The organism is Pedobacter duraquae (assembly GCF_004362245.1).
Classification (GTDB): Bacteria; Bacteroidota; Bacteroidia; order Sphingobacteriales; family Sphingobacteriaceae; genus Pedobacter; species Pedobacter duraquae.
Genome location: NZ_SNWM01000007.1, coordinates 108,892 through 131,330 on the forward strand (window position 1 = coordinate 108,892; position 22,439 = coordinate 131,330).

The window sequence follows — 22,439 nt, forward strand, 5'->3', positions numbered from 1 at the left end:
AGCTCCGGTAGGGGGAGCTGGCTCCAATAAATTAGGCTTCTTCAGATTTGGCCGGGCTGATTACCGCAGAAGGATCTGTGGTTTCGCCTACGCCAGAATGAATCAAACCTTCGGCAGCGGGAGTCTGGTCTCCGGTTCCGTTTACAAATTCGTCATACGTAGTCCTGTTTTCAAAAGGACGCTTCCCAAGGATTTCTTCAAGGTCAGCCTGGAACAGGATCTCTTTTTCCAAAAGTTTCTGAGCCAGTTTTTCTAAACCTTCGCGTTTGTCTGTCAACAGCTGTTTTGTTCTGTCGTATGCACCAGAGATGATTTTACGCACCTCAAGATCGATCAGTTCAGATGTTTTCTCAGAGTATGGTTTATTGAAGTTATATTCATTTTGCGGATCGTGGAACGATACGTTACCCACAGCATCATTCATACCATAGATCGTTACCATGGCATAGGAAAGCTTGGTAATTCTTTCCAGGTCATTTTGTGCACCTGTAGAGATTTTACCAAATACGATGTCTTCTGCTACACGCCCACCCAATGTCATACACATTCCGTCAGTCAGTTGCTCAACAGTATACAAGAATTGCTCTTTTGGCAAGTACTGTGCATAACCAAGCGCGGCAACGCCACGTGGAACGATAGATACTTTAACCAATGGATCTGCATGTTCCAGGAACCAGCCTGCAATAGCGTGACCTGCTTCGTGGTAAGCAACGATTCGTTTTTCTTCAGGAGAAATGATTTTGTTTTTCTTTTCCAGACCACCAATCACACGGTCAATAGCATCCTGGAAATCCTGCATGTCTACAGTCTCTTTATTTCTTCTGGCAGCAATCAGCGCTGCTTCGTTACATACGTTTGCAATTTCTGCACCGGCAAAACCTGGTGTTTGTGCAGACAGCTTTTTAGCATCTACAATAACATCTGTTTTAATTGGTTTCAAGTGGACTTTAAAGATTTGCTCACGACCAACTAAATCTGGTTTATCGATAGAGATTTGTCTGTCAAAACGTCCGGGGCGCAACAATGCAGTATCCAATACGTCAGGACGGTTGGTAGCTGCCAGGATAATGATACCAGAATCAGTACCGAAACCATCCATTTCGACAAGCAGCTGATTCAGCGTATTTTCACGCTCATCATTTCCACCCATCATGCTGTTTTTACCTCTGGCACGACCGATTGCATCCACCTCATCAATAAAGATGATACATGGTGCTTTGTCTTTCGCCTGTTTGAACAAATCCCTTACCCTGGATGCACCTACACCTACAAACATCTCCACAAAGTCAGATCCTGACAGGGAGAAGAAAGGCACTTGTGCTTCGCCGGCAACTGCCTTAGCCAATAATGTTTTACCTGTACCAGGCGAACCGACAAGGAGGGCTCCTTTAGGGATCTTACCGCCCAGGTTGGTGTATTTTTTAGGGTTTTTCAGGAAATCTACGATTTCCATAACCTCTTGTTTTGCTTCCTCTAATCCGGCAACATCATTAAATGTCACGTTAACTTGACTTTCCTTATCGAATAATGTAGCCTTAGATTTACCAATGTTAAAAATCTGGCCACCACCACCACCGGCGCCGCCACCCATTTTACGCATAATAAAGATCCAGAAACCTGCGAAAAGCAATACCGGGATGATCACGGTAAAGAACCAGGAATTAAAGGTGCTTTGTCTTGTTTCTTTCACTGCAGATACCTGTTGAGCTTCAGGAACATCCTTTTGGGAATTTTTAAGTTGTGTATCAAGAGCGTCCATAGAGCCTGCATTGAAATATACCGTTGGCCCTTCTGCTGATCCAAAGTTATTTTTCGTTCTGTAGGCGTCGTATTTTCCTTCTTTTAACTTGTCTTTTTTGATAAATACATCCGCCCGTACTAGGTCTTCATATTTATAGGCAATAATTTTCTCTACATCACCAGGAAGTAACATCTGTGTTTCGAAGGTGCGGTAAGGAATAGGCTTGCTGGTATCTGTATTGAACAGAAACTGAAGCAGGATAATACCTGCGATAATGGCAGCATATACCCAAAAGATATTGAATTTCGATCCCTTTTGAGGTTTCTTAGGGATATTCGGAATCCTTTTAATCAGCTTGGGCTTAGTATTTAAATTTTCTTTTTCTTTCATCTGACAATAGTTTTTTTCAAGTAGATGAAGTGTTTTGCGACATCTTCATCTTTTAATACAAGTGTATTTGGTTGTTAGGGTTAGGCACTCTGATAACTGGTGGTCTGTGCGTCTCCCCACAGGTCTTCAATCCCATAGAAATCACGTTTCTCAGTTTTAAAGATATGAACTACAATGTCAAAATAATCAAGAATGATCCATTCGGCATTTTCCTGGCCTTCTTTACGCCATGGGGTGGTTTGTGTGCTTTTATAAATTTCGTCTTCCACGCTGTCGGCGATAGCTTTTACCTGCGTTGCAGAATCTGCATTACATACAATAAAATAATCTGAAACGGAGCTGTTCAGGTTTCTTAGATCCAACCGAACGATATCATTTCCTTTTTTTTCCTGGATGCCATGTACGGCTATTTCTGAGAGGTATGTAGAAAGGTTAACGATTTTCTTTTTTACCATTAAATGTTTTAGTTTTGATAAACAACAAATATAAAATCAACAATTGCAAAATAACACTTTTTCAACATTATTTGTTGGTCAAAATCTTATCAAATTATCAGAGGTTGATTCTACCAATAACTTTATGAAGTTGTTGGTGTCAAAATCCGAGCCATTACCAGAAGGGACTGTTATTATGGCAGACCACCAATATGCCGGCAGAGGGCAAAAGGAGATGACCTGGTACACAGAACCCGGGAAAAACCTGACATTTACGCTGTTGTTAAAACCGACATTTTTAAAGATATCCGATCAGTTTTTGCTTAATATGGTGATTAGTCTGGCTGTGAGAAATGCTTTGGTGCGTTGGCTTGGGGAGGATGTCAAAGTAAAGTGGCCTAACGATATCTATTATCGGAATCAGAAACTTGCAGGAATGCTTATAGAAAACATTTTGTCGGGAAACACCTATAAATCAGCCATAATTGGCATAGGATTAAATGTGAACCAGCGGACGTTTACCGATACCATCGCCGCAAAAGCAACTTCCCTGGGTCGAATTTTACAACAGGATGTTGATTTAATCCAACTATTAGCAGAAATTTGTAGTCATATCGAAAGCAATTATTTGAAATTGAAAACAGGAAATTATGCTTCGTTAAAAGTGGATTACTTGGCGCATTTGTATAGATTTGGTCAAATTGCCGAATACCGACAAAGTGACGAAACTTTTGAGGGCGAGATTACGGATATAAGTCCGGAGGGGCTGCTCGGTTTGCGCAGAAACGATACAACTTTTTACTATAACTTTAAAGAGATTGAATTTTTAAACTATTCCCAATAACGGGAGTCCATAAATAACTACTACTAGAATTCATAAAACAAAAAACAAAGAACCGCAATGAAAAGATTAACCTTATTGTTTGCCCTTTTAATTACTACAGCACTTGGCGCTTCGGCACAAATCGAAGATCCTGTATCATGGGCTTTTGGCTCAAAAAAAATCAGCAGCACAGAGGCTGTCGTTTATCTTAAAGCAACAATTGAAGATGGATGGCATGTGTATTCGCAGAATGTAAAACCAGGTGGCCCGATTAAAACCACGATCAAGTTTGCGCCATCTAAAGAATTCAGCAAAGTTGGCGTAACTGCAGAGCCTAAGGCGATCACAAAATATGAAAAGACATTCGCGATGAATGTAAGTTACTTTGAAAACGAAGTTGTGTTTTCACAGAAGGTGAAACTGGTAAAAGGTCAGGCGCTTGTAAAAGGAACGATTGAGTTTATGACATGTAACGATCGGAAATGCCTTCCACCAAGTGAGGTTCCTTTCAGTGTACAGGTTAAATAGGCTGTTAAACACGATATATAGAGGAGAGCGCAAGGGAATTGCGCTCTTTTTTTGTTTTTGACATGCCGCTGCTGACTTCGTTGCAGCAAAAGCTTAACCCTTAAAATAAAAAAATAATAAGTAATTTCACGGCCATAAAAAGTTTTTATGAGGAAAGTCATTTTCGGACTCATTTTAATGTTGTCAGTTTTCACGTTAAATTCGAGTCAGTTGTTTGCCGTAGCCAGGTTGCAGGATACTACTTCTGTGCCTTCGGATGTCGAGTTTACCACCATCGGCTCTGCCGGTGATACTGCAGGGAAAGCTGCTGTGTCTGATACGATCGCAAAAGATACCGTTGCTAAAGAAGTTAAAAAAGAAGCAACCATAGTAACACATAAGTCGGAAGTCCAAAAAACCTTGTGGCAAACATTTATTGCCGGCTTGATTGGTGGTTTCCTGGCCTTTTTTATGCCTTGTATCTTCCCAATGGTTCCATTAACCATTAGCTACTTTACAAAACGTGCGGGCAGTAAACAAAAAGGAATAGGGCAGGCCATGATCTATGGGCTATCCATCATTGTAATCTATGTGGTATTTGGTTTATTGATTACCGTGCTTTTCGGGTCTGCGGGATTAAATGCATTCAGCTCAAGCGGGCTGTTTAATTTCTTCTTCTTCCTGTTGCTGGTAACATTTGCCATTTCTTTCTTTGGCGCGTTTGAGATAACCCTGCCAAGTGCATTCGTCAATAAAATTGATCAGAAGGCTGATACCAGCAAAGGTTTGGGGGGCATATTCTTTATGGCAGCCTCTTTAGCCCTGGTTTCCTTTTCTTGTACAGGTCCGATTATCGGAACCTTACTGGTTGAAGCAAGTTCTAAAGGAACATTGCTTGGTCCTGCTATCGGGATGTTTGGCTTTGCCCTGGCATTGGCACTTCCTTTTACGATCTCGGCAATCTTCCCTGGCTTTTTAAGCTCTATGCCTAAATCTGGCGGATGGTTGAACAGTGTGAAGGTATGTCTGGGTTTCCTGGAACTTGCTTTTGCTTTAAAGTTTTTGTCGGCAGCAGACCTGGTATGGCATTGGGAATGGTTTGACAGGGAGGTGTTCCTGGTATTGTGGATTGTAATTTTCGTAATGATGGGATTATATCTGTTGGGTAAGCTCAAATTTTCTCACGACAGTGACCTTCCATTCATTTCTGTGCCAAGGTTGTTCCTGGCTATGCTTGCCTTTGCCTTTTCTATTTATATGGTTCCCGGACTCTGGGGAGCACCTGTAAGTGTGTTGAGCGGGCTGGCTCCGCCGATGAATACTCAGGATTTTATCCTTACTGCCGGAGGTGGTGGCGCTGCAGCAAGCGGCGATGCCTCGATGCCTGTGAAAGTGAAATATGACGATGTATTTAAGAAACCTGTAGGCTTTACACCATTCTTTGATTTAGAAGAAGGACTTGCATATGCTAAAAAGGTCAATAAGCCCGTAATGCTTGATTTTACAGGTTGGGCTTGTGTAAACTGTCGCAGGATGGAAGATAACGTATGGATCAAACCAGAAGTTGGTAACCTGATCAAAGAATACGTGTTGATTCAACTTTATGTAGATGAGCGTAAGATCAAGATGCCGGCAGCGCAGGTTCATTACTCAAAGATTTTAAAACACAATACTGACGACCTGGGCTGGTGGAATGGAGATTTCCAGGCTACTAATTATGGATCGAACTCACAGCCTTTTTATGTGCTTGCGGGTCATGATCTGAAGCCACTGGTAGAACCTCAGGGAGCAGAATTTGATGCGCAGAAATATGCAGCATACTTACAAAGCGGACTTGACAAATTTAAAGCCGCGCAATAAGATATAGATGAACAAGATTAAAAAAATTGCAGTATTAACATCGGGTGGCGATGCTCCCGGGATGAACGCTGCCATCAGGGCAGTAGTGAGAGCGGGGATCTATTACGACCTGGAAATTACAGGCGTGTTACGTGGTTATGAAGGATTGATCCATGCCGATTTTATCGAGATGGACAGGAAATCTGTGGCCAATATTATCCAGCGTGGAGGAACGATTTTAAAAACTGCGCGGAGTGATGATTTCCGGACGATTGGCGGGCGCGCTAAGGCCCACGAACAACTTGTTGCTGCCGGCATTGATGCCTTAGTCGTAATTGGTGGAGATGGTACCTTTACCGGAGCTAACCTTTTTGCTACAGAGCATAATTTTCCGGTAATCGGATTGCCGGGAACAATAGACAATGACCTGGCGGGAACAGATTTTACCATTGGTTACGATACGGCGATCAACACCGTAATTAATGCCGTAGATAAGATCCGGGATACCGCGGAGTCTCACGACCGTTTATTCATCGTAGAGGTGATGGGCAGGGATTCGGGACTGATTGCTTTGCGGAGTGGTATTGGCGTTGGTGCTGAGGCTATCCTGATCCCTGAAGCAAATATGGGTATTGCCGGACTGGTTACACGTTTGGAGATGGGCAGGAAAGACAAAGCATCCAAAATCATCATTGTTGCCGAAGGCGATGAAATTGGTGGTGGATTTAATGTTTCTGAAGCGCTTAAGGAAAGGTTTCCGCAATATGATATTCGTGTTTCTGTACTCGGGCATATTCAACGTGGTGGCAAGCCGAGCTGTATGGACAGGGTGCTTGCCAGCAGACTGGGCGTAGCGGCAGTTGAGGGTTTGTTGGAAGGCAGATCAGGAGAAATGGTGGGTCAGATCAACAGAAAAGTTGTATTTACACCTTTCGATCATGCTATTAAGCACATCGATGCAGAGGAGATTACACCTGCATGGTTAAAATTGGTAGAGATCCTGTCTTTATAATCAGGAAAAGAGATAAGTAAAAAGGAGACCTGGGCAGCCAGATCTCCTTTTTTGTTGTATGTTATTCTATGATAACTGCGGTGCCTGAAGCAGCAACCATAAGCATGCTACCTCCAGAACCTACTGTTTCATAATCCAAGTCTACACCAATTACGGCATTGGCACCCAATGCTGCTGCATATTGCTGCATCTCATTGATTGCTGTGTTTTTACCTTCCCTTAAAACCTGCTCATAAGAGCCTGAGCGGCCACCTACGATATCCCGGATTCCGGCAAACAGGTCTTTGAAAATATTTGCACCAATAATGGTCTCTCCTGTTACGAGGCCAACATATTTAACGATTTTTTTTCCTTCTACGGTGTTTGTGGTTGTGATCAGCATAGTAGTTGTTTTTATTATTTGGATGGCATTGGATGAAAATTGTTACAGCGTCTTGGTAATCAGCAGGATTTTACTTATTTTTGCAGCCCCGCAAGCATGTAGCTCCGGGAACTATGTTGAATACATAAACAAAAGAAACTATGGCAACTAAAATCAGATTGCAAAGATTCGGTAAAAAAGGGAAACCTTTTTTCCACGTGGTAGTAGCAGATTCACGCTCTCCAAGAGATGGTAAATTCATTGAGCGTTTAGGTTCTTATAACCCAAACACCAATCCTGCAACCATCGAAATTGATTTCGAAAAAACTTTAGACTGGGTTAACAAAGGTGCTGAGCCTACGGATACTTGTCGTGCTATCCTTTCTTACAAAGGTGTTTTATACAAAAAACACTTAGAAGGTGGTGTTAAAAAAGGTGCTTTAACTGCTGAACAAGCTGATGCAAAATTTGCTGAGTGGTTAGACGCTAAAGGTGGTAAAATTGAAGGTAAAAAAGACAACCTGACTAAATCGAAAGATGAAGCTAAAAAAGTTGCTCTTGCTGCTGAAGCTAAGAAAAACAGCGATCGTGCTGCTGCTCTTGCGATCAAAAATGCACCTGTAGAAGAAGCTCCTGCAGAAGAAGAAGTTGCTGAAGTTACTGATGAAGTAGCTACTGAAGCTCCTGCTACTGAAGAAACAACTGAAGAAGGTAACGCTTAATTCAAGCCGGTTCCGGATTCATAGCGAAGAGATCTCTGAGATTTCTTCGCTATTTTTATTTAAAGCGGTTTGCATTGTGCAGGCCATCACGCAATACCCATGACACAAGAAGAGGCATTTTATATTGGATATATCACGAAAACAAAGGGCTTGAAGGGAGAGCTGCAGTTGTTTTTTGAATATGAAGAACCTGAGTTACTGGACCTGGACGTAATCTTTGCTGAGATTAGCGGGAAGATGGTTCCTTTTTTTACGGAATCGTATAAGCTGCAGACCAATAATACCGGTAACTTCTACTTTGACGATATCGACCATATTGATAAGGCGCAGGCACTGGTACGTAAAAAGATTTATCTGCCACTGGATAAAATGCCGGATACTTCTGATGATGACTTTTCTTACATGGATCTGAAAGGGTACATTGCTACCGACCAGACGCATGGGGAATTGGGAGAGATTATAGAAGTGAACGAATACCCACAACAATTTGTTGCGACTGTTCACTATAAATTTACAGACGTTCTCTTTCCTTTAAATGAAGACATCATTGTAGAGATTGATGAGGACGAAGGGACGATCCTGTTGGATCTGCCGGATGGACTACTTGAAATTTACACTTCAGCTTAAGCAGACCCAAAGCTCACATAATCCTTTATCTTTGTTCTATGCGTTTCGATATCATCACTGTAGTTCCCGGTTTGTTAGACGGTCCTTTTGCACACTCTATCCTGCAGCGTGCGCAAAAAAAAGGAATCGCGGAAATTCATGTGCATAATCTGCGCGACTATTCTGTTAATAAGCAGAAGAGTGTAGACGATTACCCTTATGGCGGCGGTAGCGGTATGGTAATGGGAATTGATGCGATTGCGCGTTGTATCGAGGCTTTAAAATCAGAGCGGGGATATGATGAGATTATTTTTATGAGCCCTGATGGAGAAACACTTGATCAGAGCATCGCCAACCAGATGTCGTCTCAACAAAACATCATGTTACTTTGCGGACATTATAAAGGAATTGATCAGCGTATCAGGGATATTTATATCACAAGAGAGATTTCGATTGGTGACTATGTGCTTTCTGGCGGGGAGTTGCCAGCTGCGGTACTTGTGGACGCTGTTGTGCGACTTATTCCGGGTGTCCTGAATGACGAAACCTCGGCGCTTTCTGACAGCTTCCAGGGAGAGTTATTGGATGCACCTGTTTACACCCGGCCTGCAGACTGGAATGGGTATAAGGTTCCGGAAATCCTGTTATCGGGACACGAGGCTAAAATAGCCGAATGGCGGCACGAACAGGCATTACTCAGAACACAAAAGCGGCGGCCGGATCTGCTGGAAGACTAGCTTTTATTTAACAAGGAGATAATTTTCTCTTTGTCCTTAATCTGTGCCTTCAGGGTGGTAACTAACTCTGCACAATTTTCCAAATCTCTTTTTACTGCAGAGTATTCTCCGGTTTTTTCTGCCAGAATATTCCTCGCTTTTTTTGCTTCGTAGAGCGCGGTATTGTCTTCAAAAAAGACTTTTGGCTGCACCTCCAGGATGTTGGCCATGTTTTGCAAGTCTGTGTATTTTATGGAACCTTTCACTAAACTCAACTTTAGACCATCGAAAGTACGGTTCATTTGCTTGGCTAGCCAACTCAAGTTTCTATTTCTTTCTTTTAATAGTCCATCTACGACAGTTTTGATGTACATAATTTAATAAGGTTTTTGTTAACGTTTTTACCAAAAAAATAAGTATGTTTACATGAGTATTTTACGCGAAACCTCCATTATTTTGATAAAAATAAACAAAATTTTTAATCTAACCATAAATAATTGTATGACCGGAGATTTGAAAAAATATAGAATTGATGCCTGTTTAGAGGAGATGACCGTTAAGGAAAACAGGCAGGCGCAGGAGCTTTTTCCGCGTCTGCTGAAGATATCTGTTAACACTTTCAGGAATTACAGAAATATTAAGTTGAGTGATCATCAGGATATTCCGCATGAGAAGGTTCGCTTACTGGAGATCTTGCTTGGACTTGAGCCTAATGCCTTATTGAATTATGAGCCGGTAGGGAAAACATTTAAGCAGATCTTTGAGGAATTGAAGGATATCGAATATCCTAAAATTTTTTTGGAAAGTCCCGCCGGCCGGCAATTCTTCAAGACCTGGATGGAACAGCGAAATTGTGGAAATATCAAGTAATGTGGAAAAAAATAAAATTCCCTTTTTTTTCTGAAATAAAATTCCTAATATTGCAGTCCGATTTTAAACAACAAAAAATCGGTTTAATAGCTTAAAATCATGGATTTAGTAAAATTTGTTGAAGAGCAGGTAATCGCAAAAAATGAGTTTCCTGCATTCAAATCAGGAGATACAGTGAGTGTTCACTATAAAATTCGCGAAGGTAATAAAGAACGTATTCAAATTTACCAAGGCGTAGTATTACAACGTAACAGCGCAGGCGCTAGCGAAACTTTCACAGTTCGTAAGATGTCTAACGGTGTTGGTGTTGAACGTATTTTCCCTATCAACTCTCCAAATATCGATAAGGTAGAAGTGAACAGCCGCGGTAAAGTTCGCAGATCTAAATTATTCTATCTGCGCGAATTGACTGGTAAAGCTGCTCGTATCAAATCTAAAAGGGTTTAATTTATCCTTTATACATATTTAACCTTCCCGATGCTATCGGGGAGGTTTTTTTGTTTGCTCACATTCCAGCGGGATGAGGAGCCTGAAAATCAAGTATATGAAAGAACTGTTAAAAAAATTCGAGGAGAAGAGACCTGAGATCGTATTTGAGTGGAAGGATAAAGAGTCTGAAGCTGAAGGTTGGGTAGTGATCAATTCGTTGCGTGGTGGTGCTGCTGGTGGTGGTACACGCATGCGTAAGGGTTTGGATAAACGCGAGGTTGAGTCGCTGGCCAAAACGATGGAAGTGAAATTTACGGTATCCGGCCCACCGATAGGGGGTGCTAAATCGGGAATCAACTTCGATCCTGCAGATCCCCGTAAAAAGGAAGTGCTGCAGCGCTGGTACAAAGCGGTGATGCCCCTATTGAAAAGTTATTATGGTACAGGTGGCGATCTTAACATCGATGAGATCCACGAAGTAATTCCTATTACTGAGGATTACGGGCTTTGGCATCCTCAGGAAGGCGTGATCAACGGTCACTATCATGCCCGTGAAAACGAACGGATCCATCAGATTGGACAGCTAAGATATGGTGTATCCAAGGTGCTGGAAGATTTAAATTATACGCCCGACTTCAAAAGAAAATATAAGGTTGCTGATATGATCACCGGTTACGGGGTGTCTGAATCAATCGCTCATTTTTATAACATCTGGGGTGGTAGCATCAAAGGTAAGCGCGCGGTAATACAGGGCTGGGGAAATGTTGCTGCTGCTGCGGGTTACTACCTTACTCAGCGTGGCGTACAGGTTATCGGGATCATTGACCGTGTTGGCGGCCTGATCAAGCCTGAGGGCTTCTCTATGGAGGAGATTATCGCTTTGTTTAACAACAGAAATGGAAACACGCTGGTTGCCGATGAGCTAATTCCTTTTGAAGTAGCGAGCGAGGAGATCTGGAAGCTGAATGCAGAGATCTTTGTTCCTGCTGCGGCATCAAGGCTGGTTCAGCAAGCTGAAGTGGATCAATTGATCAACGGCGGACTGGAAGTAATTGCCTGTGGTGCAAACGTGCCTTTTGCGGATAAAGAGATCTTCTTTGGAAGTATTATGGAGCATGCGGATGCGCATGTAGCGGTAATCCCCGACTTCATTTCTAACTGTGGTATGGCACGTGTATTTGCTTATCTGATGCAAAAAAATGTAGAGATGAGTGACGATGCGATTTTCTCTGATGCATCTGATATTATCTACAAAGCTTTAAAAGCAGTGCATGATGTATCTGCTGAACCGGTTAAATTATCAAGTACGGCATTTGAAATTGCCTTGAAACAACTCGTTTAATTACCGGACATAAAAAAAACCTCAGCAAACGCTGAGGTTTTTTTTGTTAGCTAAGTTCTCCGAGGACTGTTATTCCTCCTTTCACTACCTGGTTAAGTTCCAGGTTGACCTTGGTACCCAGTGGCAGGAAAATATCTACTCTGGAACCGAACTTAATAAAGCCAAACTCTTTGCTTTGTTCTACGGCATCACCTTCTTTAATATACCAGACTATTCTTCTGGCCAATGCACCGGCGATTTGACGGAACAGGACTGGTGTGCCATTGCTATGTGTTACTACGGTAGTGGTACGTTCGTTTTCTGTGGATGATTTCGGATTCCAGGCAGCAAGATATTTGCCGGGGTGGTATTTAAAAAAGGCCACAACACCAGAAATAGGATTTCTATTGATGTGTACGTTTACTGGTGACATGAAAATAGACACTTGTAGTCTCTTATCCTTAAAATATTCAGGTTCTTCTGTTTCTTCAATTACTACGACCTTACCATCTGCAGGGCAGATAATAAGTTTATCTCCGGCGGTAAAACTGCGCGATGGATTTCTGAAAAATTGCAGTACAATCAGGAACAGGGAGAGTGAGAAAAGGTAGATGAACCACCTGAGCCAGGCAAGGTCTGCAAATTTGTAATCAATAAATGCATTTAACACAAAAATAAAAAGCACGGTTAGTGCTATCGTTGTGTATCCTTCTTTATGTATGGTCATGATGGAAAATTCTTAATACTGCAAAAATGTAAAAAATTATTAGGATTTAGAGAATGATCTTAATCGATCACCCTGTAAATGTCTTTGAGGTTGCGACCCAGGCCGTTGTAGTCTAAGCCATAGCCTACAACAAACTCATTGGGGATTTCAAAGCCTACATATTCCAGTTCTGGAATTTCTTTTTTAAGCGATTCGGGTTTTAACAGCAGACTGCAAACTTTTACGGAAGCCGGCTTTTGAGCGTGCACCTGAGCAAGGATGTGCTCCAATGTAAAGCCAGTATCCACGATATCTTCTACGATAATAATATCCCGGTTATGCAGATCCTGGGGCAGTCCGAAGGTCTCTTTGATGGCGCCGGTACTTTCTGTGCCTTCATAAGAAGAGACCTTTATAAAGGCTACCTCGCATGAAATGCTCACTTCTTTAAGCAGGTCGGACATAAACATGAAGCTACCATTTAACACGCCAATAAACAGCGGGCAGCGGTCCTCATAGTCTACATTGAGCTGAATGCTGATGAGGCTAATTCTTTTATTGATGTTTTCGTTCTCCAGGAAGATCCCGAATGCTCTGTCTGCTACTTGAATTTTATGCATGTTAACCGGGTTCGCCCCCGTTGGCTTTTTTAGCTTTTTCGAGTTCTTTCTCGCGCTTCTTCTGCTCCCGGCGTTCCTGGCGCAGCTGCTTTCTGGTTTTTACGGTATCTGCAGGCTTTATGGCCTGGTTGTTTGTGGTATCTTTTTTTCCTCCGCCAAAGATCCTGTCAAATAGGCTCTTGGAGGCATCCTGGGTGTTTACGGCAGGCATTACGGGCTCATCACTGTCAAAAGCAGTAGTATCTACACTGATGGTATCAGGAAGCAGATATTGTCTCAGGCCTTCTCTCAAACGTACATTGTAGAAGCCGTAGCCTGTTGTATCAGCCTGTGTTAATCCACGACGGGCCATAATATTCCCCATATAACGGAAATAGGGGTGCAGGTATTCTTTTAAGCTACCATCGCCATTAAATTTGAACAGGGCAATTTTAGGGTTAGGAACGATATTGGCAAGGAAGATTCCTTCGCCTACATTGAGTTCTGCTGGTGTTTTGCCGAAATAATACCTGGATGCTTCACCAATTCCATACACATTCCTGCCCATTTCTATAATGTTGAAATAGACTTCCAGCATGCGTTGTTTAGAGATTAGCCTGTTATTTTCGATCAGCCACACAATAAGAATCTCTTCGGCCTTGCGGGCAAGTGTTTTCTGGCGACTTAAAAAGACATTTTTAACCAGTTGCATGGAAATGGTACTACCACCGCGTACAAACTTTTTCTTCTTAAAGTTTACGGCAATAGATTTTCTGATAGATTCTTCTACGAAACCTTTATGGCTAAAGAAAGAAGGGTCTTCTGATGTTAACAAGGCATTTTTGAAGTTGCTGGAGATGTCACCCAATGGGGTGAAGTTTGGGTTTGTGGGGCCAATCGTAATGTCGCGCATCGGCTTGCCATACTCGTAGGGCGTATACACAAAAGTGCTGTTGATTTTCTGCAAGTCTGTTTTACCCCATTTCAGGATTTTAAACCCAATAGGTTTTAGCGTAGAACTAAATTTTACGCTATCGGGAATGGCGGTATCCATATAAAAATCAAGGTCATATTTCACTTTGCCAGATACTTTCAGGCCTTCAAGTGATTCAAACAAGCCTTGTGGAAAACCATCCAGAATGGCCTGTGCATCCTGTTCTCCGGTGCGCATCTTGACTTCGTAAACTTTATCTTTTGTGAGTGTGTATTTCAGGTACGGGTGTACTTCGGCTTTATTGAGGTAAACTGTAGAGGAGCTATCCAGGGCCAGGTAATTTGATCCGACCAGGATATCTGCATCTACCCGTGCGGTAGGAACGATGATATCGTTTGAGGCTATTCTTTTATGGTTGATCAACAGGTTGCGGACCGACCAGGAGCCCGAGATCTTAAAATCATCACCGCTGTAAGCAGCATCCTTCAGTTGCGTGCGTACAGTGTCGAAACTCAGTACAGCATGGATTTTATTGTTAAGGTAAGGGAGCTGAACCTTCTGTTTGTCGGCAAAGAAGAGCACGTCCATTTGTTTTTTACCGGGCTTTACCTTTCCGTTAACATGCCATGTTGCCTGTTTATCATTTACAAGGATGGTAGACTTGAGGTCTCCATCATCAATTGTCGCTACGGTAGTCAGAAACTTCAGTTGCGCAGTGTCATTGTCGTTCAACTGAAACAAGAGGTTTTTGACCTCCATGTTATCGGGGATTTTATAGAGCACCTCATTGAGCAGGTTCTCTGCGATCTGTGATAGGTCTACCTTGTTTTTGGTAACGGTATCTTTTTTCTTCCTCTTCAGGATAAAATCAAGGTTGGTGATTGAATCGCGGACAACGACATTGAGTTTTCCTTTATCGAGCTTAAGTTCCGAGAGTTTTACGTTACCAAAAATAAGCGGGAGCAGTTTAACGCCAACAGACATTTCGCTGATTGTTGACAGCGTGTCACGCTCTTTAGGGACTACGGAAATGGAGCTCAGACTAACAGTGCTAAGACCTGTAAATCTCGCTTTTCCAATCTTTACCTCAAGGCCATAGTCGTGGTCTGCTTTAGCTATCGCTTTGGCTATCATTTTCTTAAGGAGCGCTTCGCGTTTGCTGTAAGCGATAGATCCCAAAATAACTAGGATGACAAGAAAAATTCCTAAAACCCAGGCACCGATCTTTAAGTGTTTTTTAGGAATGTTAATTTTGGGAAACTGCATGCTGTAAAATAGAAGGTTATCGCTAAAACGTAAAAAGCAAATGTTTATTTCGTGTTAAAATTACGTTTAAAAAGCCTAAAATCAATTAATTGTGGCTATGTTTTGTTAATTTTGTACTAATGATAATTACCAAAGAACAAGTGTTGTCGGCACTTAGAAATGTGGAAGACCCTGATCTTAAAAAGGATCTGGTTACCCTGCACATGATCAAGGACCTGGAGGTTGAAGATAAAAATATACGTTTCACCCTTGAGCTAACTACACCAGCCTGTCCGATGAAGGACATGTTGAAAAATGCTTGTCTGAATGCGATCAAATATTTTGTTAGTCAGGAAGCCCTGGTCGAAATTAATATCACTTCGCGCGTAACCAAACCTATGGATACTACCCAGCTTAATAACATAAAAAACATCATTTTAGTTTCGTCAGGAAAAGGAGGTGTTGGAAAATCTACTGTAGCCAGCAATCTTGCCATTGCCCTGGCAAAAGACGGCGCAAAAACGGGCCTTATTGACGCAGATATTTACGGGCCATCAGTGCCTACGATGTTTGGTCTGGTATCTGCCAAGCCAAGTGCGCGTGAGACTGCTGATGGCAAGACGTTGATCCTGCCAATAGAAAAGTATGGAATCAAGCTATTGTCATTGGGCTTTTTTGCGGATCCTGACCAGCCTGTACCATGGCGTGGACCGATGGCATCCAATGCCGTTAAACAGTTATTTAACGATGCAGATTGGGGCGAACTGGACTACCTGATTGTAGACCTTCCGCCGGGAACAGGAGATATTCATATTACCATTACACAGAGTTTCCCTATTGCCGGAGCGGTGATTGTAACCACACCACAGCAGGTTGCACTGGCTGATACACGTAAAGGGCTTGCGATGTTCCAGATGCCAAGCATCAATATCCCTGTGTTGGGTGTTATTGAAAACATGTCGTATTTCACGCCTGCAGAATTACCGGAAAACAAATATTATATTTTTGGTAAAGATGGGGGTAAAGCATTAGCATCAACCTTTAATGTTCCTTTCCTTGGAGAGATCCCAATTGTACAGAGCATTGGTGAGGGAGGTGATAGTGGTACGCCAATTGCGCTAAATGCAGAAAGTCCATTGTCGGCAGTATTTGCTGAGCTGGCAGGAAAAGTAGCACAACAGATCTCGATACAGAATGTCGGAGCCGTTAATTGTTAAAAAATTACTATTTTTATATTTTTAAATTTACATAATGAATCTAACCGAACAAGTAGAGCAAGCACTGGAAACCATCCGTCCCTATCTGATAGCTGATGGAGGTGATGTTGCTATTGAAGAGATTACGGCAGATAAGGTTGTTAAATTGAAACTTTTAGGCAACTGCGGCTCATGTAAAATGAGCTTCATGACCATGAAAGCTGGGATTGAGCAGGCGATCATGAAGGCTGTGCCTGAGATCACCTCGGTAGTTGCAGTAAATCTGGCAGAGCCTGTATAGCTCAATTTAACACATTTTAACTACCCAATATCCTTATTCAAAGTACTTTTGTAAAATGAAGTATATTTTTTCCCTTCTGTTGGTGTCAATTTCTTTTGGCCTCTTCGCTCAGCAAAAAGTTGTTGGAGAGCGCGAAGAGCGATTAGAGCGTGGAGATAAATTGATTCAATTTTCAGGGATTATTACGGATGTGGATAGCAATAGTGTTATACCATACGTGACGATTACCAACATCACGAACAGTCAACGCTACGCTGCCAATTATAAGGGGTATTTTTCGATCATTGTACATCCGGGAGATATCCTGCAATATACTGCAATTGGCTTTTCTAAAGTGGAGATGACGATCCCAACGATGTTGAACAGCAGTCAGTATACCCAGATGGTACGGATGAAATCAGAGATTACGTATCTTCCAATGGTGCGCGTTCTTCCATGGGCCACCGCAGAGGAGTTTACGAAGGATTTCCTGTCCCTGAAGATTGCTGATGATGATTATGAAATTGCGCGGAAAAATCTGTCTGGCAAAAAGCTGAGCGGAATGCTGCAAACATTATCCCGTGATGCGGGGGAAATCTCCAATATCAACTGGCGTTTGGCGCACGACCGTGCGCTGAATAAAAACATGGTTCAGACCAATCCTCTGCTAAATCCTTTTGCCTGGGGCAAGCTAATGCAGCAAATTTTTAATGGTGATAAGAGCAGGGAAAGCGATAACTAGGCGTTATCTCTTTTTACTTTGCTGTGGAAACTTCATTTTATAATCCGTACGTACATTTCCTTTTGCAATAGAATCAAGCTTTGACTTGAGCATTCTTTTGCGTAACAGGCCCAGGGTGTCAGTAAATAGTTTACCTTCAATATGATCGTATTCGTGTTGAATTACACGAGCAGGCATGCCGGTAACATCGTCGGTGTGCTCAACAAAATTTTCGTCAACATACCGGATTTTGATGTTAGGTTTACGGAAAACATCTTCCCTTACATTTGGGATGCTCAGACAACCTTCATTGAAAGCCCAGGCTTCGCCTGTTTCTTCGAGAATCTCGGCATTGATAAATACTTTTTTGTAGCCTGGATTACCATCCTCATCTTCACCTGTGTCAACGATAAACAAGCGAATCGGGAGGCCGATCTGAGGTGCAGCTAAGCCAACACCGCTGGCAGCATACATGGTGTCAAACATATTGCTGATCAGTTTTTGCAGGTCAGGATAAGTTTGTTCGATTGCTGTACAAACTTTTCTTAAAACTGGGTCGCCGTAAGCTACAATAGGTAATTTCATGGTTTAATGTTATTTGTGCAGCGCTCAATATGCCGCATCCTGCAAAAATACAAATATTAAGGCAAAGGATAAAAAGTTAGGGCACTAAGATTTTTAGGATTCAGTAGTGTTTGTGAAATTTCAGCCATTTCACCGGTCGACACAGCCTGGATTTTTCGGAATACAGTTTCAAGATCATCGATATGATCGTAATCGATCAGGCTTTTGGCCATAGAAATAATCAGGCCAATGCGGTTCTCCTCACCAAGGGCGATTTGACCTATAAACTTATTTTTCGCTTTCTGAAGCTGGACTTCTGTGAGTGGGTGATCATTGAGTTTCTTAAATTCCTTAAAGATCAGCGACATTGCGCGATCTACTTTTTCCTGATCTGTGCCGAAGTAAAGCGTGAAGATTCCTGTATCACTCAGTGGGCTATAACCACTTTCTATGGTGTAGGCGATTCCATATTTCTCGCGCAACTGCAGATTAAGGATGGAGCTCATGCCTGTTCCGCCAAGGAGGTTGTTGAGTAGCAGGAGGCCGGTTTTGTAAGGATGGTATAATGAATACGCCTGGGCACCAAGCATCACGTGTGCCTGACTGATCGGTTTACTGATTACTTCGTTTACAATAGGTACTTCTTCCGGTGCTTGTCGTGTTGGATGATATAGGTTGGATGGGATATCGCTATAATGTTTAGCGCCAGTTTTGATCAGTTTGTTAAATGAATAATTGCCTATAACAGCAATTACCATTTTGTCTGTATGGTAATTGGCAGCCATAAACCTGCGGATATCGGCACTTGTAAACGCACTTACAGAATCTTTTGTGCCCAGGATATTCCTGCCAAGGGAGTGGTTGGCAAAAACCAGGTCCTCGAAATCATCATAGATAGCTTCTTCAGGCTGGTCCAGATAGGAAGATATTTCGTCCAGGATCACTCCTTTTTCCTTGTCAAGTTCTTCTTCGGGGAAAGTAGAGTGGAATACGATGTCGTTGAATAACTCCAGTGTTCTTTCCAGGTATGGATTAAGAAAGGAAGCATGGATACAGGTGTATTCTTTAGTCGTATATGCATTAAGATCTGCGCCCACACTTTCCAGTCTATTCAGGATTTGGTTAGTCGTTCTTTTTTCTGTGCGTTTAAAAACCAGGTGTTCAATAAAGTGCGCCAAGCCCGATTCTTCAGGCTGCTCATCGCGGGAACCGCTATTGATTAAAATGCAGGCGTGAGAGATTGCAGATGCAGAAGGTACGTGAAGTAAGCGTATGCCGTTGGGCAGGGTATGAACATTGTATTCCATTGGATGACAAAGATACAGAGAAATATATCACGCGATTATAATTTTTCAAGCGCTGTCTGGAAGACGAAATCGATCTGTCAAATTGACAATATTTTCCAATTGGAACAGGGCTTGATAGAGGATGTTAATAAACGATAAAACAAAATAATTCAATATATGAGCATAGAAGAAAAGGGAAGTATTTCCATACACACCGAGAACATTTTTCCGATCATTAAAAAATTCCTGTACTCAGACAACGAGATTTTTTTACGCGAGTTGGTTTCCAACGCCGTTGATGCTGTACAGAAAATCAAACGCCTTGCTGCATTAGGTCAATATAATGGGGAGCTGGGAGAGCCTTTGGTAGAGGTAATTTTAGATGCAGAGAAAAAGACGATTAGTATCCTTGATAATGGATTGGGGATGACTGCTGAAGAGATTAAAAAATACATCAATCAGGTTGCTTTTTCTGGTGCAAGTGAGTTTGTAGAGAAATTCAAAGATGCTAAAGATGCGAACGAAATCATCGGTAAATTTGGTTTAGGCTTCTATTCAGCCTTCATGGTGTCGGATCTTGTGGAGATTCAAACGCTCTCTTATCAGGATGGTGCAGAGCCAGCTAAATGGGTTTGTGACGGAAGTACATCTTACGAAATTTCTGAGGGCAACCGTACTACGCGTGGTACAACCATTACCCTGCATGTAAATGCTGAGTCTGAAGAGTTTCTTGTTCAAAGCAAGCTGGAGGAAATCCTTGATAAATATGGTAAGTTCCTTCCTGTGCCAATTAAGTTTGGTACCAAAACAGTTCAGGAGCCGGATGGCGAAGATGAAGAAGGCAAGCCTAAAACAAAGTCTGTTGAGGTTGATAAGATCATCAATACCACAAATCCGATCTGGACAAAATCACCTGCTGATTTGTCAGACGAAGATTACCTTGATTTCTATAAACAATTATATCCGTTCTCAGAAGATCCTTTATTCTGGATCCACCTGAATGTAGATTATCCATTTAACCTGACCGGTGTTTTATACTTCCCTAAGGTTAAAAATGATCTCGACCTCCAACGCAATAAGATTAAGTTGTATTCACGTCAGGTGTTTATTACCGACGAAGTAAAAGATATTGTTCCTGAATTCCTGATGTTGTTGCATGGTGTAATTGACTCTCCGGATATTCCTTTAAACGTATCGAGAAGTTTCCTTCAGGCTGATAGCAATGTTAAAAAAATCAACAGCTATATTACTAAAAAGGTAGCTGACAAACTTCAGGAACTTTTCAATAAAGACCGTAAAGGTTATGAAGAGAAATGGGGCGACATTGGTCTGTTCGTGAAATACGGTATGGTAAGCGAAGAGAAATTCTACGATAAAGCTAAAGACTTCGCATTGCTAACCAATACTAAAAATGAACAATTTACGCTTGGCGAGTACCATGATAAGGTAAAAGACAATCAAACGGATAAAAACGGACAAGTTGTATATATCTATAGTAATGATCCATCTAAACAGGATAGCTTTATCCAGTCGGCAAACAAAAAAGACTATGATGTATTGTTGATGAACTCTCCTATCGACAATCATTTTATCAATACGCTGGAGCAAAAACTAGAGAAGACTTCTTTAAAACGTGTGGATTCGAGCGTAGCAAGCAAGCTAATTGAGAAAGATGAGTTATTGGAGTCCGTACTTTCAGAAGACCAGTCTAAGACAGTAAAAGAAGTTTTCGAAAAAGCGATTACTAAACCAGGTTTCAATGTAGAGATTGTAGGTCTAAACCCAGAAGAGTTGCCGGTAACAGTAACAATGGATGAGTTTATGCGCAGGATGAAAGATATGGCACAGATGGGTGGCGGCATGAGCTTCTACGGAAGTATGCCTGACAACTATAAAGTTGCCATCAACGGAAACCATAAGCTGATTGCGAAAATTCTTGAAACAACAGATGCAGAAGCACAAGGCAAGTTAGCTAAACAGGCTATGGATTTGGCTTTATTGGCTCAAGGGATGTTAACAGGAGCAGAGTTGACAGAATTTGTAAGCAGAAGTGTAGAGTTAATCTAACCAGCTTTAAAATAGACGAAGGGCGTTATCGAATCTCAGGATTTGGTAACGCCCTTTTTTTATTTAGTCTTTTAAACTTTTCACTACAAGGAAGCCGATTACTGCTGAAACAGCGAGAACAGAGATCAGGGTATTGGCGGCTATTTTTTCTGATGGGTAGGGCTGCGCTACATAGCGACCGTGTTTGGGCATTGCCAGTTCCTGGAAATTGTTCGCCAATTTATCCAGTCCGGCATTAAGTGCTTCACCACGCATCACCTGTCCGTGGCCGGTAGCGGCGACAGCTGGGCGTAAATCTCTTAGTTTTTTTACTGAAAATGCTGCGGAGATCCAGTTGGGTGTGAAATATTTAGGCGGTCCGGAAACCGTTCTTTTCAACGTGATATTGTCTAGTGCTGACTCGGCATGGATTGTTACAAAAGCATCGCCGGCAATTAAAACCTTATCAGTAGTTCTGAAGAAAGAAACATGTCCGGGGGTATGTCCTGGCGTATGGATATAGGTCCAGTCAGGCAAATAAGGCACTGACATATTGGAGGGAAGTGGGCGCACCTGTGCACCGAGGTTGATCGGAGTTTTCGGGTAGAGGAAAGAAAGGGCAGACATGAGTCCTCCACCTGCTGTAGGATCGGGATCGGGGTAATTTTCCTTTCCCTGCAGATAAGGAAGCTCAAGGTGGTGAGCAAATACAGGGACATTCCATTGTTTTAGCAGTTGCTGTACAGATCCACGGTGGTCAAAATGGCCATGGGTAAGGAAGATCGCTTCGGGCGGGTTGTTGGCACCGAAAAGCTCTTCTGCCATTTCTATGATTTTACCGGCATTTCCGGGCATGCCCGAGTCAACAAGAATCCATTTCTGCCCTCCGGCAGCTACCATATAGAGATTTACCAGGATGGTCCGCATTCCCCAGATACCTGGAGCAACATTAAAATAATGCCCGTTTTTCATAAATTATTTCTAGTTATAGAACAATAACAATATTTACGGAGACTGGTTTTGTTTTTAGCAGGCCCTTAAGTTGTATGGATTTGGATGGTGTTGTTTTTGCGGGGTATTGACTACATTTG

The 22,439-nt window shown here is 42.2% G+C and carries 24 protein-coding genes; 14 read left to right on the forward strand and 10 right to left on the reverse strand.

The window, feature by feature from the left end; genetic code table 11:
* Positions 1-31: 31 nt before the first annotated feature.
* Together ftsH and rsfS are read right to left on the reverse strand one after the other, a co-directional pair.
* Complete coding sequence (ftsH, locus tag CLV32_RS21795; protein WP_133559091.1) at positions 32-2,131, reverse strand: ATP-dependent zinc metalloprotease FtsH; 2,100 nt, start codon at positions 2,129-2,131, stop codon at positions 32-34.
* A gap of 80 nt (positions 2,132-2,211) precedes the next feature.
* A complete protein-coding gene (gene rsfS / locus CLV32_RS21800; protein ID WP_133559092.1) occupies positions 2,212-2,586 on the reverse strand; it encodes a ribosome silencing factor in 375 nt (124 codons plus the stop codon).
* 43 nt (positions 2,587-2,629) lie between these two features.
* Here rsfS and CLV32_RS21805 point away from each other — a divergent pair, with 43 nt between their 5' ends.
* The 4 genes from CLV32_RS21805 (at position 2,630) to pfkA (ending at position 6,746) form a co-directional block, all read left to right on the forward strand.
* Positions 2,630-3,409, forward strand: a complete 780-nt coding sequence (locus CLV32_RS21805) for a biotin--[acetyl-CoA-carboxylase] ligase (RefSeq protein ID WP_133559093.1) — start codon at positions 2,630-2,632, stop codon at positions 3,407-3,409.
* 57 nt (positions 3,410-3,466) lie between these two features.
* Positions 3,467-3,916, forward strand: coding sequence for a protein-disulfide reductase DsbD domain-containing protein (locus CLV32_RS21810; RefSeq protein ID WP_133559094.1), 450 nt, complete (start codon positions 3,467-3,469; stop codon positions 3,914-3,916).
* A gap of 147 nt (positions 3,917-4,063) precedes the next feature.
* Positions 4,064-5,755 carry a protein-disulfide reductase DsbD family protein gene (locus CLV32_RS21815; protein WP_133559095.1) on the forward strand — a complete coding sequence of 564 codons (1,692 nt, stop codon included), beginning with the start codon at positions 4,064-4,066 and terminating at the stop codon, positions 5,753-5,755.
* 7 nt (positions 5,756-5,762) lie between these two features.
* Positions 5,763-6,746, forward strand: a complete 984-nt coding sequence (pfkA, locus tag CLV32_RS21820; protein WP_133559096.1) for a 6-phosphofructokinase — start codon at positions 5,763-5,765, stop codon at positions 6,744-6,746.
* A gap of 61 nt (positions 6,747-6,807) precedes the next feature.
* On the opposite strand, the gene CLV32_RS21825 is transcribed toward pfkA, so the two are convergent.
* Positions 6,808-7,128 (reverse strand): heavy metal-binding domain-containing protein, encoded by a 321-nt coding sequence (locus CLV32_RS21825; protein ID WP_133559097.1) that lies wholly within the window; start codon positions 7,126-7,128, stop codon positions 6,808-6,810.
* A gap of 140 nt (positions 7,129-7,268) precedes the next feature.
* On the opposite strand from CLV32_RS21825, the gene CLV32_RS21830 reads away from it, so the two are divergent.
* The 3 genes from CLV32_RS21830 to trmD all read left to right on the forward strand — a co-directional run bounded on the left by CLV32_RS21830 (position 7,269) and on the right by trmD (position 9,172).
* Positions 7,269-7,829, forward strand: coding sequence for a 30S ribosomal protein S16 (locus CLV32_RS21830; protein WP_133559098.1), 561 nt, complete (start codon positions 7,269-7,271; stop codon positions 7,827-7,829).
* 99 nt (positions 7,830-7,928) lie between these two features.
* Positions 7,929-8,456 carry a ribosome maturation factor RimM gene (rimM, locus tag CLV32_RS21835; protein ID WP_133559099.1) on the forward strand — a complete coding sequence of 176 codons (528 nt, stop codon included), beginning with the start codon at positions 7,929-7,931 and terminating at the stop codon, positions 8,454-8,456.
* 38 nt (positions 8,457-8,494) lie between these two features.
* On the forward strand, positions 8,495-9,172 hold the full coding sequence (gene trmD, locus CLV32_RS21840) for a tRNA (guanosine(37)-N1)-methyltransferase TrmD (protein ID WP_133559100.1): 678 nt from the start codon (positions 8,495-8,497) through the stop codon (positions 9,170-9,172).
* Here the strand turns inward: trmD and CLV32_RS21845 are convergent.
* Positions 9,169-9,525: a hypothetical protein gene (locus CLV32_RS21845; protein WP_133559101.1), complete on the reverse strand. Its 357-nt coding sequence runs from the start codon at positions 9,523-9,525 to the stop codon at positions 9,169-9,171. The two genes, trmD and CLV32_RS21845, sit on opposite strands and share 4 nt — an antisense overlap.
* A gap of 127 nt (positions 9,526-9,652) precedes the next feature.
* On the opposite strand from CLV32_RS21845, the gene CLV32_RS21850 reads away from it, so the two are divergent.
* The 3 genes from CLV32_RS21850 (at position 9,653) to CLV32_RS21860 (ending at position 11,792) form a co-directional block, all read left to right on the forward strand.
* On the forward strand, positions 9,653-10,021 hold the full coding sequence (locus tag CLV32_RS21850; RefSeq protein ID WP_133559102.1) for a hypothetical protein: 369 nt from the start codon (positions 9,653-9,655) through the stop codon (positions 10,019-10,021).
* A gap of 99 nt (positions 10,022-10,120) precedes the next feature.
* Positions 10,121-10,468 (forward strand): 50S ribosomal protein L19, encoded by a 348-nt coding sequence (rplS, locus tag CLV32_RS21855; protein ID WP_133559103.1) that lies wholly within the window; start codon positions 10,121-10,123, stop codon positions 10,466-10,468.
* Positions 10,469-10,565: 97 nt separating this feature from the next.
* Complete coding sequence (locus CLV32_RS21860) at positions 10,566-11,792, forward strand: Glu/Leu/Phe/Val dehydrogenase dimerization domain-containing protein (protein WP_133559104.1); 1,227 nt, start codon at positions 10,566-10,568, stop codon at positions 11,790-11,792.
* Between the two features lie 46 nt (positions 11,793-11,838).
* On the opposite strand, the gene CLV32_RS21865 is transcribed toward CLV32_RS21860, so the two are convergent.
* The 3 genes from CLV32_RS21865 to CLV32_RS21875 are packed head-to-tail and all read right to left on the reverse strand — an operon-like array spanning position 11,839 to position 15,276.
* Positions 11,839-12,498, reverse strand: coding sequence for a phosphatidylserine decarboxylase family protein (locus CLV32_RS21865; RefSeq protein ID WP_133559105.1), 660 nt, complete (start codon positions 12,496-12,498; stop codon positions 11,839-11,841).
* A gap of 59 nt (positions 12,499-12,557) precedes the next feature.
* Positions 12,558-13,097 (reverse strand): hypoxanthine phosphoribosyltransferase, encoded by a 540-nt coding sequence (hpt, locus tag CLV32_RS21870; RefSeq protein WP_133559106.1) that lies wholly within the window; start codon positions 13,095-13,097, stop codon positions 12,558-12,560.
* A 1-nt stretch (position 13,098) separates the two neighbouring features.
* A complete protein-coding gene (locus CLV32_RS21875; protein ID WP_133559107.1) occupies positions 13,099-15,276 on the reverse strand; it encodes a transglycosylase domain-containing protein in 2,178 nt (725 codons plus the stop codon).
* 119 nt (positions 15,277-15,395) lie between these two features.
* Between CLV32_RS21875 and CLV32_RS21880 the strand changes: the two genes are divergently transcribed.
* Genes CLV32_RS21880 through CLV32_RS21890 form a run of 3 tightly spaced genes read left to right on the forward strand, consistent with a single transcriptional unit; the run spans position 15,396 to position 17,473 of the window.
* Positions 15,396-16,472: an Mrp/NBP35 family ATP-binding protein gene (locus tag CLV32_RS21880; RefSeq protein ID WP_208111074.1), complete on the forward strand. Its 1,077-nt coding sequence runs from the start codon at positions 15,396-15,398 to the stop codon at positions 16,470-16,472.
* A gap of 34 nt (positions 16,473-16,506) precedes the next feature.
* Entirely contained in the window at positions 16,507-16,752 is a 246-nt protein-coding gene (locus tag CLV32_RS21885; RefSeq protein WP_133559108.1) for a NifU family protein, read from the forward strand.
* A 55-nt stretch (positions 16,753-16,807) separates the two neighbouring features.
* A complete protein-coding gene (locus CLV32_RS21890; RefSeq protein WP_133559109.1) occupies positions 16,808-17,473 on the forward strand; it encodes a hypothetical protein in 666 nt (221 codons plus the stop codon).
* Positions 17,474-17,476: 3 nt separating this feature from the next.
* Here the strand turns inward: CLV32_RS21890 and def are convergent, their stop codons facing one another.
* Positions 17,477-18,037, reverse strand: a complete 561-nt coding sequence (gene def / locus CLV32_RS21895) for a peptide deformylase (RefSeq protein WP_133559110.1) — start codon at positions 18,035-18,037, stop codon at positions 17,477-17,479.
* A 56-nt stretch (positions 18,038-18,093) separates the two neighbouring features.
* Entirely contained in the window at positions 18,094-19,323 is a 1,230-nt protein-coding gene (locus CLV32_RS21900; protein WP_133559111.1) for a M16 family metallopeptidase, read from the reverse strand.
* A 156-nt stretch (positions 19,324-19,479) separates the two neighbouring features.
* Between CLV32_RS21900 and htpG the strand changes: the two genes are divergently transcribed.
* Positions 19,480-21,369 (forward strand): molecular chaperone HtpG, encoded by a 1,890-nt coding sequence (htpG, locus tag CLV32_RS21905; RefSeq protein WP_208111075.1) that lies wholly within the window; start codon positions 19,480-19,482, stop codon positions 21,367-21,369.
* 63 nt (positions 21,370-21,432) lie between these two features.
* Here htpG and CLV32_RS21910 read toward each other — a convergent pair whose 3' ends face one another.
* Positions 21,433-22,320 (reverse strand): MBL fold metallo-hydrolase, encoded by an 888-nt coding sequence (locus CLV32_RS21910; protein ID WP_133559112.1) that lies wholly within the window; start codon positions 22,318-22,320, stop codon positions 21,433-21,435.
* Positions 22,321-22,439 lie beyond the last annotated feature (119 nt).

What these genes read in the sequence shown, in the direction of transcription:
- ftsH (WP_133559091.1), bottom strand. Translation starts at nt 2,131, where the DNA reads ATGAAAGAAAAAGAAAATTTAAATACTAAGCCCAAGCTGATTAAAAGG.
- rsfS (WP_133559092.1), bottom strand. Translation starts at nt 2,586, where the DNA reads ATGGTAAAAAAGAAAATCGTTAACCTTTCTACATACCTCTCAGAAATA.
- CLV32_RS21810 (WP_133559094.1), top strand. Translation starts at nt 3,467, where the DNA reads ATGAAAAGATTAACCTTATTGTTTGCCCTTTTAATTACTACAGCACTT.
- CLV32_RS21815 (WP_133559095.1), top strand. Translation starts at nt 4,064, where the DNA reads ATGAGGAAAGTCATTTTCGGACTCATTTTAATGTTGTCAGTTTTCACG.
- pfkA (WP_133559096.1), top strand. Translation starts at nt 5,763, where the DNA reads ATGAACAAGATTAAAAAAATTGCAGTATTAACATCGGGTGGCGATGCT.
- CLV32_RS21825 (WP_133559097.1), bottom strand. Translation starts at nt 7,128, where the DNA reads ATGCTGATCACAACCACAAACACCGTAGAAGGAAAAAAAATCGTTAAA.
- CLV32_RS21830 (WP_133559098.1), top strand. Translation starts at nt 7,269, where the DNA reads ATGGCAACTAAAATCAGATTGCAAAGATTCGGTAAAAAAGGGAAACCT.
- rimM (WP_133559099.1), top strand. Translation starts at nt 7,929, where the DNA reads ATGACACAAGAAGAGGCATTTTATATTGGATATATCACGAAAACAAAG.
- trmD (WP_133559100.1), top strand. Translation starts at nt 8,495, where the DNA reads ATGCGTTTCGATATCATCACTGTAGTTCCCGGTTTGTTAGACGGTCCT.
- CLV32_RS21845 (WP_133559101.1), bottom strand. Translation starts at nt 9,525, where the DNA reads ATGTACATCAAAACTGTCGTAGATGGACTATTAAAAGAAAGAAATAGA.
- CLV32_RS21850 (WP_133559102.1), top strand. Translation starts at nt 9,653, where the DNA reads ATGACCGGAGATTTGAAAAAATATAGAATTGATGCCTGTTTAGAGGAG.
- rplS (WP_133559103.1), top strand. Translation starts at nt 10,121, where the DNA reads ATGGATTTAGTAAAATTTGTTGAAGAGCAGGTAATCGCAAAAAATGAG.
- CLV32_RS21860 (WP_133559104.1), top strand. Translation starts at nt 10,566, where the DNA reads ATGAAAGAACTGTTAAAAAAATTCGAGGAGAAGAGACCTGAGATCGTA.
- CLV32_RS21865 (WP_133559105.1), bottom strand. Translation starts at nt 12,498, where the DNA reads ATGACCATACATAAAGAAGGATACACAACGATAGCACTAACCGTGCTT.
- hpt (WP_133559106.1), bottom strand. Translation starts at nt 13,097, where the DNA reads ATGCATAAAATTCAAGTAGCAGACAGAGCATTCGGGATCTTCCTGGAG.
- CLV32_RS21875 (WP_133559107.1), bottom strand. Translation starts at nt 15,276, where the DNA reads ATGCAGTTTCCCAAAATTAACATTCCTAAAAAACACTTAAAGATCGGT.
- CLV32_RS21880 (WP_208111074.1), top strand. Translation starts at nt 15,396, where the DNA reads ATGATAATTACCAAAGAACAAGTGTTGTCGGCACTTAGAAATGTGGAA.
- CLV32_RS21885 (WP_133559108.1), top strand. Translation starts at nt 16,507, where the DNA reads ATGAATCTAACCGAACAAGTAGAGCAAGCACTGGAAACCATCCGTCCC.
- CLV32_RS21890 (WP_133559109.1), top strand. Translation starts at nt 16,808, where the DNA reads ATGAAGTATATTTTTTCCCTTCTGTTGGTGTCAATTTCTTTTGGCCTC.
- def (WP_133559110.1), bottom strand. Translation starts at nt 18,037, where the DNA reads ATGAAATTACCTATTGTAGCTTACGGCGACCCAGTTTTAAGAAAAGTT.
- CLV32_RS21900 (WP_133559111.1), bottom strand. Translation starts at nt 19,323, where the DNA reads ATGGAATACAATGTTCATACCCTGCCCAACGGCATACGCTTACTTCAC.
- htpG (WP_208111075.1), top strand. Translation starts at nt 19,480, where the DNA reads ATGAGCATAGAAGAAAAGGGAAGTATTTCCATACACACCGAGAACATT.
- CLV32_RS21910 (WP_133559112.1), bottom strand. Translation starts at nt 22,320, where the DNA reads ATGAAAAACGGGCATTATTTTAATGTTGCTCCAGGTATCTGGGGAATG.